This window comes from Leptospira sp. GIMC2001, assembly GCF_028462125.1.
Lineage (GTDB): Bacteria > Spirochaetota > Leptospiria > Leptospirales > Leptospiraceae.
The window spans coordinates 400,225-418,769 of the sequence record NZ_CP115468.1 but is presented as its reverse complement, the minus strand read 5'-3'; the positions used below and the strand labels follow the sequence as shown (position 1 = coordinate 418,769).

19 protein-coding genes are annotated in these 18,545 nt (G+C 36.7%); 7 read left to right on the top strand and 12 right to left on the bottom strand.

All coding sequences use genetic code 11. The annotated features are described in order from the left end of the window. Positions 1 to 2 precede the first annotated feature (2 nt). A complete protein-coding gene (locus tag O4O04_RS03430) occupies positions 3 to 845 on the bottom strand; it encodes a tetratricopeptide repeat protein (protein WP_272534194.1) in 843 nt (280 codons plus the stop codon). Positions 846 to 999: 154 nt separating this feature from the next. On the opposite strand from O4O04_RS03430, the gene O4O04_RS03425 reads away from it, so the two are divergent. From O4O04_RS03425 to O4O04_RS03415, 3 genes are read left to right on the top strand one after another with little or no spacing between them, the layout of a single operon-like run. Continuing rightward, positions 1,000 to 1,434: a GNAT family N-acetyltransferase gene (locus O4O04_RS03425; protein ID WP_272534192.1), complete on the top strand. Its 435-nt coding sequence runs from the start codon at positions 1,000 to 1,002 to the stop codon at positions 1,432 to 1,434. After that, the gene (locus O4O04_RS03420) at positions 1,434 to 2,204 is read left to right on the top strand and encodes an SDR family NAD(P)-dependent oxidoreductase (RefSeq protein WP_272534190.1); all 771 of its coding nucleotides are present in this window, start codon (positions 1,434 to 1,436) and stop codon (positions 2,202 to 2,204) included. Before O4O04_RS03425 ends, O4O04_RS03420 begins: the two co-directional genes overlap by 1 nt. After that, a complete protein-coding gene (locus O4O04_RS03415; RefSeq protein WP_336297489.1) occupies positions 2,201 to 3,571 on the top strand; it encodes a DUF445 family protein in 1,371 nt (456 codons plus the stop codon). Before O4O04_RS03420 ends, O4O04_RS03415 begins: the two co-directional genes overlap by 4 nt. Positions 3,572 to 3,698: 127 nt before the next feature. Here O4O04_RS03415 and O4O04_RS03410 read toward each other — a convergent pair whose 3' ends face one another. Genes O4O04_RS03410 through O4O04_RS03400 form a run of 3 tightly spaced genes read right to left on the bottom strand, consistent with a single transcriptional unit; the run spans position 3,699 to position 6,183 of the window. Next, a complete protein-coding gene (locus O4O04_RS03410; RefSeq protein WP_272534189.1) occupies positions 3,699 to 4,049 on the bottom strand; it encodes a rhodanese-like domain-containing protein in 351 nt (116 codons plus the stop codon). Next, complete coding sequence (locus O4O04_RS03405) at positions 4,049 to 6,001, bottom strand: ABC-F family ATP-binding cassette domain-containing protein (RefSeq protein WP_272534188.1); 1,953 nt, start codon at positions 5,999 to 6,001, stop codon at positions 4,049 to 4,051. Before O4O04_RS03405 ends, O4O04_RS03410 begins: the two co-directional genes overlap by 1 nt. Positions 6,002 to 6,015: 14 nt before the next feature. Continuing rightward, a complete protein-coding gene (locus tag O4O04_RS03400; protein WP_272534187.1) occupies positions 6,016 to 6,183 on the bottom strand; it encodes a hypothetical protein in 168 nt (55 codons plus the stop codon). A 122-nt stretch (positions 6,184 to 6,305) separates the two neighbouring features. Between O4O04_RS03400 and O4O04_RS03395 the strand changes: the two genes are divergently transcribed. The 3 genes from O4O04_RS03395 (at position 6,306) to O4O04_RS03385 (ending at position 9,049) form a co-directional block, all read left to right on the top strand. Next, positions 6,306 to 6,872, top strand: a complete 567-nt coding sequence (locus O4O04_RS03395; RefSeq protein WP_272534186.1) for an LIC12231 family lipoprotein — start codon at positions 6,306 to 6,308, stop codon at positions 6,870 to 6,872. A gap of 318 nt (positions 6,873 to 7,190) precedes the next feature. Next, a complete protein-coding gene (locus O4O04_RS03390) occupies positions 7,191 to 7,817 on the top strand; it encodes a Crp/Fnr family transcriptional regulator (RefSeq protein WP_272534184.1) in 627 nt (208 codons plus the stop codon). Positions 7,818 to 7,867: 50 nt separating this feature from the next. After that, positions 7,868 to 9,049 (top strand): NnrS family protein, encoded by a 1,182-nt coding sequence (locus O4O04_RS03385; RefSeq protein WP_272534182.1) that lies wholly within the window; start codon positions 7,868 to 7,870, stop codon positions 9,047 to 9,049. On the opposite strand, the gene O4O04_RS03380 is transcribed toward O4O04_RS03385, so the two are convergent. From O4O04_RS03380 to O4O04_RS03345, 8 genes are all read right to left on the bottom strand, one after another. Further along, positions 9,046 to 10,818: a nitric oxide reductase activation protein NorD gene (locus O4O04_RS03380; RefSeq protein WP_272534181.1), complete on the bottom strand. Its 1,773-nt coding sequence runs from the start codon at positions 10,816 to 10,818 to the stop codon at positions 9,046 to 9,048. The genes O4O04_RS03385 and O4O04_RS03380 overlap by 4 nt on opposite strands. A 36-nt stretch (positions 10,819 to 10,854) precedes the next feature. Beyond that, positions 10,855 to 11,664, bottom strand: coding sequence for a CbbQ/NirQ/NorQ/GpvN family protein (locus tag O4O04_RS03375; RefSeq protein ID WP_272534180.1), 810 nt, complete (start codon positions 11,662 to 11,664; stop codon positions 10,855 to 10,857). Further along, a complete protein-coding gene (locus tag O4O04_RS03370; RefSeq protein WP_272534179.1) occupies positions 11,661 to 13,010 on the bottom strand; it encodes a cbb3-type cytochrome c oxidase subunit I in 1,350 nt (449 codons plus the stop codon). The genes O4O04_RS03375 and O4O04_RS03370 overlap by 4 nt, the downstream gene beginning before the upstream one ends. 11 nt (positions 13,011 to 13,021) lie before the next feature. Then, positions 13,022 to 13,726: a c-type cytochrome gene (locus O4O04_RS03365; RefSeq protein WP_272534178.1), complete on the bottom strand. Its 705-nt coding sequence runs from the start codon at positions 13,724 to 13,726 to the stop codon at positions 13,022 to 13,024. A 78-nt stretch (positions 13,727 to 13,804) separates the two neighbouring features. Then, the gene (locus O4O04_RS03360; protein WP_272534176.1) at positions 13,805 to 15,244 is read right to left on the bottom strand and encodes an MATE family efflux transporter; all 1,440 of its coding nucleotides are present in this window, start codon (positions 15,242 to 15,244) and stop codon (positions 13,805 to 13,807) included. Next, entirely contained in the window at positions 15,241 to 16,209 is a 969-nt protein-coding gene (locus tag O4O04_RS03355; RefSeq protein ID WP_272534175.1) for an SPL family radical SAM protein, read from the bottom strand. The genes O4O04_RS03360 and O4O04_RS03355 overlap by 4 nt, the downstream gene beginning before the upstream one ends. Next, a complete protein-coding gene (locus tag O4O04_RS03350) occupies positions 16,202 to 17,050 on the bottom strand; it encodes a 5'-methylthioadenosine/S-adenosylhomocysteine nucleosidase family protein (RefSeq protein WP_272534173.1) in 849 nt (282 codons plus the stop codon). Before O4O04_RS03350 ends, O4O04_RS03355 begins: the two co-directional genes overlap by 8 nt. Before the next feature lie 71 nt (positions 17,051 to 17,121). Next, complete coding sequence (locus O4O04_RS03345) at positions 17,122 to 17,565, bottom strand: hypothetical protein (protein WP_272534172.1); 444 nt, start codon at positions 17,563 to 17,565, stop codon at positions 17,122 to 17,124. Positions 17,566 to 17,601: 36 nt separating this feature from the next. On the opposite strand from O4O04_RS03345, the gene O4O04_RS03340 reads away from it, so the two are divergent. Continuing rightward, positions 17,602 to 18,540 (top strand): ChaN family lipoprotein, encoded by a 939-nt coding sequence (locus O4O04_RS03340; protein WP_272534171.1) that lies wholly within the window; start codon positions 17,602 to 17,604, stop codon positions 18,538 to 18,540. Positions 18,541 to 18,545 lie beyond the last annotated feature (5 nt).

Below are 18,545 nucleotides of genomic sequence, written 5' to 3'. Positions count from 1 at the left end.
GTTTATCTTTTTCCAGATTCCAATTGTTCGAGATTCTTTAAAACATTGATATAGGAACTATTTTTTTCCAAGCCACCTCGAATCTCACCTCTTGCATCAATTGCCTCAATTGTCGAACGAATTGTACGGTATTCATTGTATGCATCACTGGTCTTACCAATTCGATAGAGGAAATTGGCTCGTGCAAAACGTACGGGAACATTTTCAGGTTCTTTTTTTAAGATTTCATTTAGTAGACTGAAAGCCAATCCTTCTTGATTGTAGGATTCTTGTATTGCCCAAGATCCACTCGAAACAGATGAATCAAAATAGATCAACGCAAGTTGGTAAGGAAATCTACTATCCAAAGGATCTAATTGGGACAGTGATGTAAAAAGATCAATGGCTCTCGATCTTCTTTCTGGTTCCCATCCCATGTTTCGTGAAGCATTGGCATAAGCGAGACCCGCTTGAAATAGCAATTCTTTATCAATTTTTTTGTAAACTAATGATTTATTAAAGTAAGGAAGTGAAGATTCCCAATACGCCATTCGTGTCCCAGAATTCGTCTCCACTTCTCCTGTACTTTTAAAACTTGAAGCTGATTCAGATGCTGAGTCGGATTCATCAATTGCACGTTGGTAGTAACGTAACCCCATTTCATAATTGCTTGCTTTCATATAGGCTTGAGCAATCTTCCAAGACAATGCCCCAGCTTGTGATGTTCGATTGACCATGTTACGAATGCTTTTGTCCAATGCCTTAAGTTCCGCTTCATTGAGAGCTAGGGTTACTTTCCATTTCTCAACATCTTCGAAGTCAACTGTGTTCTGATTTTGCTTCTTGTCCCAATTTCTCTTTGCCATCTCGTCCAACTTCTCGCAGCCAACAAAAGTCAGAATTACCAAGAGCATCAATATTCTATTCATAGTTGAAATGTTAGACAATATTTGCAGATTTGCAAAGGATTTTTTATCGCGAAGGATGAGCTTTCTTGGCAAAATGGGATAGATTCAGAAAATGCAGATAAAAAAAATAGATCCCGATGATCTGACAATCTTGCTCTGGCTTGTGGAGATAGAGAAAATATGTTTTCCCGATTCTGCTTGGAACAAAGAGCAGATTTTATCGCAGATAAAAACTCATGAAAGTTTTGTTCTATTCGATCAAGAAATTCCTAGGAGTTATCTATTCCCTCTTGTTAATCCTTGGGAAATCGAAATCCTCAGAGTCGCAACCGATCCTGATTATAGGAACAAATCTTACGCTTTTTCGATTTTGAAATATTTTATTGATAATCACAACTCTTGCCCTTGTTTTCTTGAAGTTGCTCAGAACAATAAAAATGCAATCAAATTGTATGAATCCTTAGGATTCCAGTTAGTAGACAAACGAAAGGGCTATTATCATGATGGTATTGATGCTCTGATCTATTGCAGAAAAGGAATGAATTGATGAAGAAGAAAGCTTATATAACAGGTGCCTCATCTGGAATTGGTAGGGAATTCGCTCTACAACTTATGAATTCTTATGACTTAGTATTGATTGCAAGAAATCCAGATCAATTAAAACTTCTTGCCTCAGAGATTCAAAAATTAAATGATTTATGCAAAGTTCAAATTGAATCTTTAGATCTTACTAAATACGAAGATTTGTCCAAAGCGTCCAATCTAATCGCAAATGATCTCAGTTTAGGAATCCTTATCAATAATGCAGGATTTGGTACCGTTGGAGAATTCGCAACACTCGATATAGAAAAAGAACAGAATCAGATTCATTTGAATATAAATGCATTGGTTCAACTCACTCATTCAGCTCTCAATAATTTCAAAAGTCAAAAATCTGGCAGCATTGTTAACGTTGCATCAATTGCGGGATACTTACCTGCACCATTTAGCGCAACTTATGCGGCAACTAAAGCATTTGTTTGTAGTTTTACTGAGTCCATTCACGAAGAAGCAAAACAATATGGAATCCATATACAATCATTATGCCCTGGATTAACTCATTCTGATTTTCATCAGAGAGCAGGAATCGATAAATCCTCATTTCCAAATATCATGTGGATGAAGGCTGAGGATGTGGTCAAAGAGTCTCTGAAATCGATCAAGAAAAATCAAGCAGTCTGTATTCCAGGAGCTGTCAATCAAACGGCCGTCGGTCTTATGGCGATGGTTCCTACTGGATTGACTCGAAGGATTGCTGGGCAATTGATGAAGAAATGAAGATAGATGTCAATACAGTAGATAGTTGGTATAGAAAATTATTGATCGTTCTATCTGTCGGATTGGGAGGTGTTGACTATTTCATCATAGAACCTCATCCCATAGTTCATGCTTTGTTTGTTGTATCCATGGCGGGAGTTGTTGGATATTTTACAAACTTTCTTGCTATACGTATGCTTTTCCAACCGAAGCAAGGTAAAGTTCTAGGTTGGGAGGGACTTGTTCCAAAAAATAAGCAGAAAATCGCTGTTAGTTTAGGGAATTCGATTCAGAATCGACTTTTGCATCCGGAAATTCTTATGAGCTATATCTACGAAAAAAACCTCGTTGAAGTAGCTCTTCAAAAATTAGCTCATCAAGTAGACGAAGCGATCCGTAATGAAGAAATTCGCCAAAAAATCACGAGCAAAATCGTTTCAATCTTAAAAGAAAAAGGTCCTGAAATCATTACACAACTTTTCGACTTATCGGAAGATGCAATAAAGAGTTTTGCACAAAGTCCTGAAGAAGTAACCAAAATTTGGAATTACGCAAGAATTAGAATATTCGAATATATTCAATCGGAGGACAATAGAAAAAAAATCGCAGAAAGAGTGCGAGTGGTAATCTTACAAGAAATTCCGCGACTTTCGTCAGCACTCAACGATGGATTAGAGGACTATTTATCGGCTAAGCGAGCGCTTGGATCCATTGGTATGGGTGTCAAGAAATTGGTTTCCTTCAATGAAGAAGCTATTGCGAATTTATTAGAGACATTTATTCAAGATCCGGAGACATCTGACCAATTCATGAATATGATGGATCAGATCATGAATGGATTTCAAGAGAAACTGAATTCACCCGAAACGCAAGCAGTCATAATGGAAAAATTGGATGAATGGCTTGATCAACTTGCAGATTATGCTCGAGTCAATATTTTACCCAAGGGAATTGAGAGATTGCAGGTATATCTAGATGATGAGGAAAATTGGAAAGAAATTGATAACTATTTCTTTCGTATGATCGAATGGGTTAAGAATCGATTGATGGAATTTATGAACTCTGAAGAAGGTAAGGATTATCTAAAATTGAACCTTGGTAAAATTGTTCACCAAATCAATGTCACTCGACTTGTTGAGACACAGGTAATGAAGTTAGATACGGACGATTTGGAAAAAATGATCTTGGATAACACAGGTGGAAACTTAGTAGTAATTCAAGTACTTGGTGGAATTTTGGGAATGATTGCTGGACTAATTCAAGTCAATGTATTGTTCGCAGCTCCTGTTGGAATATTGATGTTGGTAGTTTATTTTGCACATTCGAAGAACAAACGACTATATGAAAAGGCTGGTGGTCTAACCCAACAACCCAAGCCCGGGGCTTAAGCCCCGTCCGTTCGAAATTATTTCAACGCATCAAAAGCAATTACCAATACAACCAGCACTAAACACAACAAAAATCATCTAATGCAAATTATGTGATTCGTCCGTTTGAGTTCAGATACCAGAATATTTAATATTTTTCCATATTTGGATCGACTAAATCAGAATAGGCGAGAGTTCCACCAGCAACATTTTTGCAATTCAAAATGCCATTTTCCATTAGAATCCGAACTGCGTTGCCCGATCTTCCACCTGATCGACAATAGACAAGAACTTCCGTTCCTTCTTTCTTCCAAGCTTCCAATTCGTCAATTCGACTCTCGAGTTCAGTGACCGGAATCAAAAGATCCGTTCCAGGAATCAGTGCAATATCCTGTTCATGCGGATTTCTAACATCTAACAAATAAAATTTATCATCCCCATTTGCACGAAGATCCAATCTTTTTTTCAAACTAGGAGTATCAATTTCTGGAACACTCATTAATTTACCTTCTCTTTTAAACTTTCTAATTCTAATTGTGCATCTTCCCACTGAATCGTGAGTCGAGCAATCTCATTTTTGATATCATTGTATGCATCTAATTCAGATTGGTAAGATCGATTTTTAAAAAAACTTGGATCTGCAAGTAGCTCTTCTTTTTCTTTTTTATTTTTCTCTAGCAGTTCTAACCTCTTCTCAATTTCCAATCCTTCCTTTTCCAAATTTTTGATTTTATTCTTGGCTTGGTTTCTTGCAGACTTAGATAGGCTTTGATTCTGATTATCAATAATTAATTTATCTTCTTTGGAACTGAGTTTGGATATTCCTTCTTGTTCGTCCTCTTTATGATATTTCAAATAGTCAGCAAATCCAACATTCAGATTTTTCAATTCCCCATGAGCCAATTGATAGGTTCGATCACAAAGCCCAGTAAGAAACTCGGGATCATGGCTAATTACGATTACCGATCCTTTATAATCTATGAGAGCTCTTTTGAGTGCATCGCGTACAACAATATCCAAATGATTGGTTGGTTCATCTAACATGAGACAGTTGGTTGGCTGATTAACTAGCAGAGCAAGCCTAAGTCGACTTTGCTCACCACCAGATAGTGATTTGACCATTTTGAAAACGGTGTCGCCAGGAAATGCAAAATGACCAAGAAGACTTCTTGCTTCAACTTCAGGAACTTGAGGGAATTTTGTCAGAACCGTCTGCAAGAGATTTTTCTCAGGATCTAAATCCTCGGAATGAGTCTGAGAAAAATATCCAATTTTAGTTCTTGGACCATACATGGAATTCCCTTTAGACAATTCTCGAATATTTGCAGCGCATCTAAGAAAGGTAGATTTTCCGGCACCGTTTGGACCAACCAGAGCGACCTTGTCTCCATTATTGATTTCCAAATTTGCGTTTTGGAAAATAAAATTAGAATTTGCAGAATAGGAATAAGCGCCATCCGTAATGCGAAATGATATACGACTCGCTTCTTCATATTTGAACACGTATTCTGGTTTGCTATTCCAGAAACTGTCTTCAGGACTATCTATCTTCTCACGTTTTTCTAGCTTTTTGATTACACTTTGTACGGCTCGAGCCTTGGAAGTCTTGGCTCTAAATCGTTCAACCCACTCGTTTCTGGATTTGAGATAAGCTTCTTCTTTATCAAATTGTTTTTGTAATTTTTCTTGAATTTCGTTCTTAGCTTCAAAGAACTCGTCGAGAGTCCCTTCAAATTCATACACACCTTTAGAATGAATTTCCGTTATTGATCTTGTCGTCTTATTGAGAAACTCCGGGTCATGCGTGACTAGAACATATGCAGCATTTTGATTTACAAGATAATCAGCTAACCATTCTTTTGCGGAATCATCTAAGTGGTTAGTTGGCTCATCTAGAAACAAAAGATTATGACTATTCAATAGTGCAATAGATAGACCGAGTCTATGTTGATATCCGGGTGAATAGGATTTGACAGGTCGATCTAATCCTTCTTGCGAAAATCCAAGACCCGTCAGAATTTTTTTGGCACGAACTTCGAGATTGTGTAGATCGTGAGCTTGCGCAAAATCTTCCATCTCACTTTGTTCTTCTAATAATTTTTCAAAAGAATGCGAGCTGGGATCTTCCTTTTCCATAAGATCATGGATTCTGTGCAACTTCTTGCTATAATCGTTATATAGTTTATTTTCCGAGAGGGCCGTTTCCAAAATTGTCGCTTCGGGATCAAAATCTGGAATCTGTTGAAATAAAGAAATAACCGTACCTTTTGAACGAGTTACATCACCCGCATCGGGTTTCATTTTACCTATAGCAATTTGGAAAAGGGTAGTTTTACCAGAACCATTTGGACCAACGAGGGCGGTTCTAGTTCCTGGCTTGATATGCCAGGAGAATTTGTCGAACAGAATGTTCGATCCATATCTATGTTCTAGATTTACAAGTTGGATCAAACGTTTCTGCTATTTTAGGCGGATTTTTTAGATAGAAGCTCTTCTTTTCTTTGACGAAGGTGACGCATATAGAGCGAATTGTCGCCATTCATCGCTTCGGCATTTTTCTTGAGCGCAGATTCGATCTCTTCGATTGTCATCTTGGAGATTTTTTTATTTTTCTTTTCTTTTTCTTCTGACATTGGTTTTCCCCTTTTAGGTAGTCACTGATTTTGACCAGTTTCCTATTTTGAATCGGGCTGACAAGGGCTTTTTAGGAGAACTTATGAGGACAAAAGTAGTCTAACCTAATAAGTTGAAGACTATGAAAAAATTTATTTATTGCCTATGCTTAATTGCTTTTGTTGGTTCCACATCCACCAATTGCTTAATAGATTATAAGAATTATCCGAAAGCGGATCCCCTTTCTAGCGAAAACAAAATCTACGACAAAAAGCTAGTTTACAATCTCCCGTATTTCCCACAGTTCAATTTAGGAGGACGTGAGTCTTTGGAAACTTATTTCCAAGTCAAAACTCCTTTCAAAAAAACAGAAGCTGGTGTTCAAGTGCCGAACGATGGATATTTAGTAGATGTGAAAGTTGATTACAGATCTCCAAGTAAACCTGCTCTTGCTTTCTTGATATTATCAACCATGACTATAACTCTTCTACCAGCCTGGAGTGAAGAAGACGGGTATGATGTAAGATATATACTTTGGAAAAACGGTAAAGAAGTGGAAACTTTCAAATACAGCATTGAGCGACGATATGGTCAATGGATGCCTTTGATTTTGGCATTTTGGTACAACGCAAAAACTGCGAGTGAGAAATCTGTTTTTGAAAGATTAACCAAGCAATTTTTCGCAGACGCAGAGAAACATTTTAATTAAGAGAGGACTTCTTAGAAACACAGTTTAATTTTTTTAACAATCATTTTCTCCGAGATCCCTGGAAGGCAGTCAGCATCAATTTAGCCTTAGTTTTTATTTTTGATGATGCTGATTGTCTTTTCTTTTACTTCATAGTAAGTACATTGTATTTAGATTAATTCTAAATAGACACAACCAATTTACACTTAAACTAGCTTTTGACACTTCCGTTTTTCTAAACAATTGTGTATTTGAATTGCATTGATTCAAATCCACTAATAGTTTGATATTTTACCGTACAAAATGTACATATAAATAGCAGCATCTGAGGAAGACATCATGACCTTGAAGTGGATAGAAAGGCCTACAGCAGATACACTCATTCAAATATTTCAGAATTGCAAAAGAATCGATTATAAACAGAATGAATTTCTTTTTCATTCAGGCGATACTGTAGAATATCTAGATCTATTGGTCGAAGGTAGCATACAGATTTTTAAATATGATGGCAATCTAAACGAAATGACTTTAAACTTCTTTAATCCAATAAATATGATCGCTGAATGGGCCGTACTTCTTGGAATTCCGTATCCAGCCTCTGGACGCTTTGCAAAAGATAGCACCGTTTACCGAATGCCTATTTCAGAATATCAGAACAAACTGAACAGTGAAATTGGATTCAATCATCTACTTATGTTCTCACTTCTCAATAAGATTGATATGCTAAATTCCGCAATCAATCGTGGCTTAACGATGGATTCTCTACATAGAGTAGCGCATTTTCTTTATTATAGCAATGATGATCTATTGAGATTGAAACAAAACCAAATTGCCTCTCTACTATATTTACGACCTGAGACATTTTCTCGAACATTAAAACAATTCAAAGACCAAGGAATTATTAGAATTGATAAAGGAAGAATTGAAATTTTAAACAGAGAAGATTTAAAAGAACTTATTGCTTGATAATTGATCTAGATCAATGAAATTAAAATATAGTCATATAGATTAATAGTATGTCATTAAATTCTTTCTTTCAATTGAGTATCTGGAACACCGCTTTCCGTCCATTCTTCCTTTTCGGTGCGATTCAATCTTTTGCAGTTCTCTCGATCTGGATATTGATTCTCCTCAGATTGATTCCAAATCCAATTGTTATGAATCCGATCCATTGGCATTCTTATGAAATGGTCTTTGGTTTTTCTCGGGCAATCATCATAGGATTCCTTTTTACCGCAGCACAGAATTGGACTGGGAAAACGATCACAAGAGGCAAATCGCTTTTCATTTTAAGTTTACTTTGGCTATTGGGTCGATTTATTTTTCTAGACAACATTTATATTCAATTTCTATCGGCAGGTTTTGACCTTAGCTTTGACTTCTTCGCATTAAGTCTTCTCACTAAACCTTTATATGCCGAAGGACAAAGGCACAATAGAATCATCGTTTATAACTTCATAATTTTTACAATTCTGCATATACTCACTTTGTTTTCTTTTTCGGGACTTTTGGATTCTCAACTTGTAATGCATTTTATCCATATTTCCATTTTTTCAATTTTAGTATTTATAGTAATTATCGCAGGAAGAATTTTACCTTTTTTTACAGGAATCGTCGTTCCTAATTACAATTTCAAAAAAAATGAAACCGTTGAAAATATTGTGATCCAAACCTCGTTTCTATTTATAGCCTTGGAACTATCACTTGCATGGACAGAGGAACTTAGAATTGCAGCTGGACTATTTGCGATTTTCTTCGCAATTGCAAATCTCCTAAGATTGTTAACCTGGAAATCTTGGTTGGCTACGCGATATCCAATATTAATTATTTTGCATATAGGGTATGTATGGCTTGTGATCGGACTTTTTCTTTATGGTCTTTCTCACCTAAATCTTTTCCCATATTCATCAAGCCTTCATATTCTAACGATTGGCTGCATCGGAATATTTATTTATGGAATGATTACAAGAGTCTCGCTAGGACATACAGGTCGTAAGATTCAAGCATCCAATTGGATAGTGTTATCTTATATACTAATAAACTTAGCTGTAATTGTAAGATCATTTTTCCCAATAGCTAATTTTTATTTGCTTGGATATTCGATCTCTGGAATTCTTTGGATTGTTGCATTCGGAATATTCATTTTGACTTACTTCAAAATTTTGATCCAACCCAGACCGGATGGCAAATTAAGCTAACTTGCAATAACTCTACGAAAGAAATCATTCAGTGAATCAATTAGTTTGTCCGGGTTGGAAAGCATTTGATAGCTCGCATGACGCATCATAGCTGGAATAGTCGGTCGATCTTCTGAACCGATTGCCAATGTATGAATCAATATTCCTTCATTCCTGCATTCTTTTACAGCCTGATTGACATCTTCATTTCCATATTTTCCTTCATATCGATCATAGTCATTCGGTCTTGCATCGGTTAATAGAATTATCCATTTTTTGCGCATTCCCAATCCATTGAATAAAGTTTTGCTATGCCTTAGAGCTGGCCCAATACGAGTATATCCGACAGGCTCTAAGCTTCCCATTCGGTATTTTATTTTATTCCAATCATCCTGAAAATTTTTGATCTTTAAAAATTTGCAATGATTTCTTGTTCTAGAATAGAATCCGCCCACAGCAAATGGAATGGACATAGAATGAAGGCATTCGGAGAAAATTACAATTGATTCACGAGCAACGTCCAGAACTCGCTTGCCTTGAATCCAGGAATCGGTTGATAAGCTGAGATCCATGAGAAAGTATAAACTTATATCCGATGAATCTATATTATGATTTGTGTATATATTTTCAGTAGGTGATACACATGCTATAATATCTGAATACCGATTCACCAATGCATCTAGATCGAAGTCCGTTCCGTAACTTAAACGTTTTTGAATTCGTCTTTGGTTGATTAAGATTCGCATTTTCTTTTGAAATTGAAGTATAGTCTTTTTCTTCTGATTCAAAATAATTGAAATTAATGGAAGGTTTGATTCTTTGAATTCAGATTCCTTTAGACTGCAGAATTCTTTTTTATAAGTTCTAGATCTAAAATCCCATTCATCATAGTAGTGGGAAATATCTTTCTCAGTTGAATCCAAGATTTCCATCGCGTGACCAGAACTTGATTCCATGGATTGAGTTGAATGAACTGCATCTTCTGACCGAATTACATAGTTTAGATTGACTTCCTTTAGAGCTTCTTCTTCATCCATATCTTCGGAGCCATCAATGTCTCTCCAATTCCCTTCAAACTCTTCGGCTGTTTCTATTTTTTCGAAATTATGACCGAGCGTATATTCATCTATTTTCTTTTGATTGACTTCAATTACTTCTGCATTTTCATAATCCGCTGAACTTTTGGATTCTTTGATTCGTTCTTGAAATTTCTGTGCTAATTTGTATGGATTCGTCGCAACTTTGGACTTCGAATCATTTATAGTAACAGAATCAACCGCTCTTCTTAAAATATTTCGTAATAATTGATAATGGGAAGGATCAATTTTATTTAGTTTCTTGAGGTTTGCATTGACTGCCCTCCAATCATTTCGCCATCCTGGAAACTTTTTCAGAAATTTCTTATAAACCTTAAATGAATTGTTATCTAAAAGTAACTTTTGATTCTTTGAGCTATCATCATTATCTGATTTCCATGAATTGTATTTTTCCATATAACAGAATGATATGATACCTAGGAAAATCTTGATGTACTCTTCACTTTCTTTCTCGGAATTTAATACTCTCATTTTTTCTGGAAAGGTAAAGGTAGTAGAACTTAAATGAATATGATTGTGATTGGAAATACAGAGTACACTCTGTCCTGTCATGATTAAAAAGTATTTAGATACTTGTGAGTCATTCTTATGTATCTGATACTCAAAATAAGGATTTGGTTTAGCAAATAATTCTTTTATCTTTTTGAATTTTCTGTAACCAAAGAAAAATAAATATTGTTCCCAATCAATCATAGAAATTTAGCCACTTGCCAATCATTTATAGTTTTATTAAAAAATAAGATTATAAACATCCTGCAAAGATTCTATGGTATCGCTATCATCAGTGAGAGGAAGTATAATAGCAGTTCTACCTGCAAGTCTTGGCCCCAGACCTGATTGAATGAGGAGAGCGCAAGAAACAAGAAGCCGAGTTGAAATTGTTTCGGCCAATCCAAGCTCTGGTTTATTTCTGACAAGATTCGCAAATTGAACAAGCTTGCTGGATATTCTCTCATCGATTTTGGTTTCACCCATTATGATTTTTGATTCCACAGTTGGTTTTGGATATTGAAAATCAATGCTCAAAAATCTTTGTCTTGTTGAAGGTTTTAATTCTTTGAATCCCCTCTGGTATCCGGGATTGAAAGAAGCGACGAGTAGAAAGTTTTTATTTGCAACAATTTCCTCATTTGTTCGATCAATAAATAATGACCTTCTGTGGTCGGTTAGAGAATGTATTGCGACTAATACATCTGGTCTTGCCTCAGCCACTTCGTCCAAATATACTATTGCTCCTTCACGAACGCCAATGGTTAAAGGACCATCCTGCCAGACAGTGTCTGCTCCCTTAACAATATACCTGCCCACCAGATCCACCGAAGATGTTTCTTCATTGCATATTACAGTGATTAGTCGTCGATTCAATCGATAAGCCATAGTTTCTAGCAGTCTCGACTTGCCAGTTCCTGTCGGACCTTTGAGTAGAAGCGGAAGCATATGTTCCGCCGCTTTATAAAAAACTTCTATCTCTTGCCCTACTGGTTCGTAGTAGGGCTCCTGAATTTGTTCCGAAGAAATTGGTTCAGCGTTTCTAATCATAGATCAAGATCATCAGAATTACCGATGCTTTCATTCGAAGGCATACCATAGCGAATGAAATCAATAATAAACAAAGCTATTCCGAACGTAAATAGAGTCGCTGCAAGCAACATTCCTATAAAGTGGAATTCTACTTCCTTCTGAACTGCAAGAAAATCCATACCCATTTTTCTTTCTAGGTAAACCTGTGCGATTCCTGCAACTGCCAATGCTCCCGTCATTCCAACCATTCCGATATTGGATGACCAAAATGCTAAATAGCCAGACATTCCATTGTATATTTTACGACCCGTCATATTAGGCATAACGTAGGAGATTACCGCAAGAACTAACATTGCATATGCTCCCCAGAAGGCAAGATGTGCATGCATTGCTGTTACCAGCGTACCATGTGTCCATTGATTCACTGCTGGCCATGTGTGAGCAAAACCAAGAAATCCAGCACCAACGAATGACATCACAGCACTTCCTAATGTCCAATAAAGAGCAATCTTATTAGGGTGGTCTTTTCCTTTCTTGCGATACATATTAAGAGCCCAGATTGCCATCGCGAGAAAAGCAAGTGGTTCTAATGCAGAGAAAATTCCACCAACTAACAACCAGTATTTGGGGGTTCCGATAAAATAGTAATGATGACCGGTTCCCAGTATTCCTGATATAAAAGTCAATCCGACCACAATATATAACCATTTCTCAACTATTTCTCTATCCACACCAGTCAACTTGATCAAAAGAAATGCAAGGATTCCACCCATAATCAATTCCCATACTCCCTCAACCCATAAATGAACAACCCACCATCGAAAGTAGGAATCCAAAGTATGATTGTCGAAATAGATCATGCCGGGAAGATAAAGAAGAGCAGCAGAAAGTAGACCAAAGAAAAGCACCAATTGAGTCGTACTATTTTTCTTAGCTTTCCAAATCGTCATTCCTATGTTATATAAGAAAAGTAGAACATTCACAACCACTAAATAATCTAACGGTCTAGGAATTTCTAGTAACTTCCTTCCCTCCCAAATATTGAAGTGAAATCCAATGATTGCAGTAACTCCAACAATAACCCAAGATATCAACTGAATCCAAGCTAGCTTAGGACTGTACAATTCTCGATCGGACTCTTCGGGAACTATATAATATGCAGCTCCCATAAATCCTGTCAGTAGCCAAACGACTAATAAATTCGTATGTGTCGCACGTGCTGTATTGAAAGGTATATATTCATGGAAAACATCGTATCCAATTCTAGCAAAGCCCATGATAAAACCGTAAACAATTTGTAGACTAAGTAATAGCATACAAGTTGCGAAAAACCAATATGCGATTTTTTGAGATTGAAATTTCATTATATTCTCCTTTATTTCAAATCAGAAAGGTATAGAATAATTTCTTTCCTTTCCATTTCGCTTAGCGGCAACTTAGGCATTGCTGTTCCAGGCTTTACAGCTTGCGGATCAGATAACCACTTATCTAAATATTCTTTATCGAATTTTGTTCCAACATGATCTAAGCTAGGCCCTACTACACCACCACTGCCACCCACGGCGTGGCATGCGATACATAGTTGTTGAAATTTGACAGGCATAGCCATCGAGGTTTTGTTAGTTACGACCACCTTATCTTGACTTTGAGATAATCCCGCACTAGAAATATTGGGTGCTGGAGGCCATCCATTGGTATCAATTTTGCCAACCCAAGCTAAGAAATCGATGATTTGTGATTTCTCTTCTTTGGTAAATTTATATTTAACCATTTTTCGCTCACCAGGAAACATTGCTTCTGGATCATCAAGAAATATTTTTATCCATTCTGCACCGCGTTTATCAACGACGTTTGTCAGGTCAGGTGCATAATACCCGCCTTCACCTAATAAAGTATGGCAACCCATACAATTATTATTTTCCCAGATTAGCTTACCTTTCAATACAGACTCAGTCAGATTTTGCGAATTCGTTCGCACATCATTTTGCCGAACCGTGTCGACCGTAAGTATTATAAAGACAGCACTGAAAATAAAACTGCCTCCCAAGAAGAATGCCCTTGCCTGAGATTTTGATAGCATAAATCACCCCCTTCAATTTCGAATTAAGGGCATTATATACAATTCAAACAGAGAACTGCATTGATTTATATCAAGATTTTATAATTTTTTAATCAAATTCTGAATCAATTTATAAGAAAAAAGTATAGAAATTGCGCCTATAATACTCGCACCAATTGCCTGGCCAAAAATCACACCCGGCGCATTCCACCAAATCGATCCAAAATAAACAAAAGGAATTGTAAAAATAGTAGCTTTTGCGAAATTGAAATAAGTTGAGTATTTCGCCAAACCAAGATTATTGTATGCGGCATTGGATACAAACATTGCACCATTCAACGAAAAAGTTATTGAAATATATTTACAAAAAAGAATAACAATTTCTCGAGCGGAATCTTCAAGATAGAACCAGTCAGCAATCCAATCGCTCATGGCATAAAGAACTATAGAAATAAAAACCACATATCCAAATACAAAATAATATGATTTAGTCAAGGTCTCCATCAAGCGATCGAATCTTTCGGCACCGAAATTCTGTCCTATTATCGGGCCGACAGCACCTGACGAAGCAAAAACCACAGCGAAAGCGACAGGAGCCAGTCTTCCAATCACAGACATACCCGCAACCGCAGACTCTCCAAATGCAGCGATTGTAAACATTACATATGCATTGCCAATTGGTGTTGCAAGATTCGTAAGAGCAGCAGGAAAAAATATCTTCATCATCTCACGCAACTCCAATCTAAAATGATTAAAATGGAATCCATCAAACATTTTATGAAGATGATAAAGCGGATGAAGTGCGATCGCAAGAATAGCGAATCTTGAACAAACCGTTGCAACTGCAGCTCCTTCAATTCCTAATTCAAAATAGAAAATAAAAATAGGATCTAACACTGCATTAACGATTGCTCCTCCCATGGTGGAGAACATGGATCTTTTAGCATCTCCAATAGCACGAAGGACAGCTCCACTTCCCATTGCCAAGGCAAGTATAGGAGAAGATGGGACAATGATACGAAGATAGTCCATCCCAAGTGATAACACTTTTCCTTCGGCGCCGATCATACTGAGTAATTCAGGAATAAAAATCCAAACAACAATGGAAATGGGAACAGTTATATAAACAATGAGTAAATAAACGTTAGCCATCCATCCTATAGCCCTGGCTCGATTTCCACTTCCCAAGGATTTAGAAACCAGTGCCGTCATAGTTATAGAAAGACCTATGGAAAGTGCTATCATAAAAAATAATATAGCTCCCGCAAAACCGACTGCCGCAGCTATCTCAGATTCACCCAGAATACTGAGGAAATAAATATCAACTAAATCAACAAAAAATATTGCGATCAATCCCACGGATGCGGTGAGAGACATCACAATCACATGACGCCATATTGACCCAGTTACAAATTTTCCTTTTTGCAATTCAGGTTGAACAGGAATCGGATTTGGAATTAAGATTGAATCTTCATTAGATAATTCCGAACTTTCTCTGATTTCATGAATTGAGTCGGTTGTCTTTTTCTTTTTTCTCATTGCGATAACTCTTCTTTTATGAATTCGACTAAATTTTCACGGATTTCTAATGGATAGAATGTTGCCGAATCCTCGGTTTCAAAATGTTGGTGAAAAAGAATGGAGTCTTGTCTTGATTTTCTTACTTTGGTAAAAAAATCTCGGTTCATTCTAAAACTTCCTAGACTAACTTCTCTTATTCGATCTAGCACATCAAATCTTCGAATTTCTTGAATCAGTTTTCTATATTCTTCCTGCCAACCATCAAAATATAATATAGGATCTATGCATATTCTCACAGGCCAGCCTTTATCTAATGCCTTCGTTAATGTGTCCAATCTTGCATTTAGACTTGCTGTTTTTTTCTCAAAGCGTTCTACAACGGATTGCGGAGAAAGCGTCCAAGCCAAGATCGCATTCGGAATTGGTTGAATGGTTTCGATTGATTTCCAATTAGCAGACTTAGTTCTTAGTTCTAATATCAATTCAGGACGAAGTCTTGCAAACTCAATCCATTCCTTACAATATCCAATAACCGATTCCATTCCTAATAAATCAGTATCATAGGACAGACATAAGTATATTCTCTTCAATTCATCTAATAACTTATCTGTTTCTTCAAAAAAATCATCCAAATTGACAAAAATTACAATATTTCCAGAATTATACATTCCTTGAAGATAACAATAATCACAGTTAAACGGACAATTTAAAATCAAAGCATTGTAGTAAAAATTCTCTTCACCAAAATCCGGAGCTAGATTGGATCCTTTATAAAGAAAATTATCTTTTTTTCTTGCTAGAATTAATTTTGGTGAGGTTTTCTGAAATTGAAAATTCTGACCTGGACGATTGAATATCTCTTTATAATTATCAACTTGAATGATTTCTGCTCGAGTGAATTTGGCTAGAATCTTCTCTGCAATAGGGAATTTTTCTGCACCTTTCTCAATATAAATATGGGAATAAGGAGGTAATTTATTCATTTTGGAAAAATTGCATTATAGACTTAAGTCTTGATTTGCTTTCCGATTTATTTGGGAAATCGCTTTGCTTATACAGAAATTGTTTCCAACTATCTGATGGTTTTCTTGAATATTCGATATTTCGAAAGGACCAGGATTCAATTACATTTTGTAATGTGAAAGTCTGTGTTGCAGTAAGACGAAGATTTTTGGCTATTGAATCTACGATCGTATGAATATTTTGGGCTAATTCAATGGACGAATCTAAATCTTTGGTCGGGTTTGATTGAAATTCAAGCCAGCTAATTATGGAATCCATATTTTTGTCCATCCAACTTTCTATGTCCTCAGCCTTGCAGAAATTTCCTTCAAGATGATCAGACACAATTTTGACTGAGTGGATTCTATGGGACTCTGCAAAATAAATCGCTGATTGAAAAAATGCTGATGCTTCCATATCAACAAGGTCGTAACCATCAGGTGCAATTCCGATTACGGGCTTATCAAAACTCGCAATTGATGCAGATTTCCAAGGCGATGAAGAGATTAGATCGGGATAGTAAGACCGACCAGTTCCAATATCGGTGCATTTTGAAACCATGAAAGCTTCACCGACAAGTTGATCCGATCTGCAACTCCCGCAGATTCCCAGATTCAAATAATAATCCGATGATTGAGGATATAGACTGGAAACACTCGCTATTGCAACAGCTGTGTTGACCTTTCCAACTCCGCTTACTACCAGACTCAGATTCTCTTTCTGAAAAATTTCCATTTTTCTAATCGAGCGAATCTTTTTGAGACCTAACCGATTGCGTAAAGTTTTTGCTTCGGCAGGCAATGCTAAATGGATAATCGGCAATTCCAATCCCCTCTAGAACTTGGTATGCTTACCAGATTACCAGTCGTCTAAAGGTTGGAAAGTTAAAACTGCTACTGAGGAGTGCTGGAACCTTTACTCGGCTCTGCATTGAGAGCTTGACTCGGAGATTCCCAGCCAGATGGTTTTTTGTAAAACCGTTGGCTTATCGGCGTCATATGATATTTGCTGGGATTCGCTGAATAACGAAATTCAAAATAGTAATCTTGAAATTTCGCAATTACAATTTTGCTTTCTAGAATTTGCTCAAAATTGTAACTGTCATCGCTCAGATCTTTGGAAAGCCTTTTACCGTCCGGCACGTGCCTAATCAGAGCATTTTTGAGTGCAGATTTAATGTTCTGTCTAAGCATTTGCGTGGGCTCAGGATCACTTGTACTTTTGAAGGTGTAGAAAGCTTCCGCTGCAGTAAATTCGTTCATCACTTGAGCAGACAGAGTTGAGCTCAAGAGAATGAAAAAGGACGACAAAATGAATAATTTATATATTGTACTCATGGGATTCTTAATTCTTATGTAAGATAGGACGAGCAGATGACTCAAAAACCAAAAAAAAATTATAATCCCCTAGGCATTTTTTTATTAACCTTTTGTTCTCTTATAACTTCCGTTAATTCTCAAGTCTTACAACCTTCGCAATATGTGGATTCCCTAGAATCATTAGAAAATGTGGATGTTTTAGTAATTGGAGAAGAACACGATGACGAACAAGCACATCAACTGACGCTTTCGATATTACGTTCAGTATCAGAGAAGACATCCGTCTCTCTATCCTTAGAAATGCTGGAATGGGATCAGCAGAATCCCGTTGATGAATTTCTGAGTGGAGAGATCAACAGATCCTCATTCTTAAAATCATCCCTATTTTGGAATAATTTTTCAAAAGATTATATGCCTTTACTCGATTACTCTTTTGACCACAAAATTCCTGTTATATGCTCTAATCCACCGAGAAGATATGTAAATAAAATATCTAGAGAGGGAATTTTGGCATTTAGAAAATCAAGTTCATACACAATCGATTATTTGCCTTTGGCTCATTCGATTCTAAGAGATCGATCAACCGAATACGAGAAAAGATTGCGAGAATTGTTCAATACTCACACGAATCAAGCCAAAAATACCAAAACTGAATCGCATGATGAATCAAATAAAGCGACATTGAATACAACCAAGAAAATGGATGAGGCAGCCTCTGATCTCGGTTGGATGGATCGATTGATCCTTGCCCAACATACCTGGGATGCTGGAATGTCTCAGAAAATTTTACAAGAGCATTTCCGTTCAGGTAACAAAATCATCCACTTGAACGGTAGATTTCATAGTGATTTTGGAGGCGGGGTTCCCCATAGACTCAGAAAAAATGGACTTCGAGTGCGAACGATCAGCTTCATTCCTGAGAATAAATGGAATCCTTCCGACGAATCCAAAATTGCAGACTTTGTGATTTTGACAAAACGACCGATAGAATAGATAAG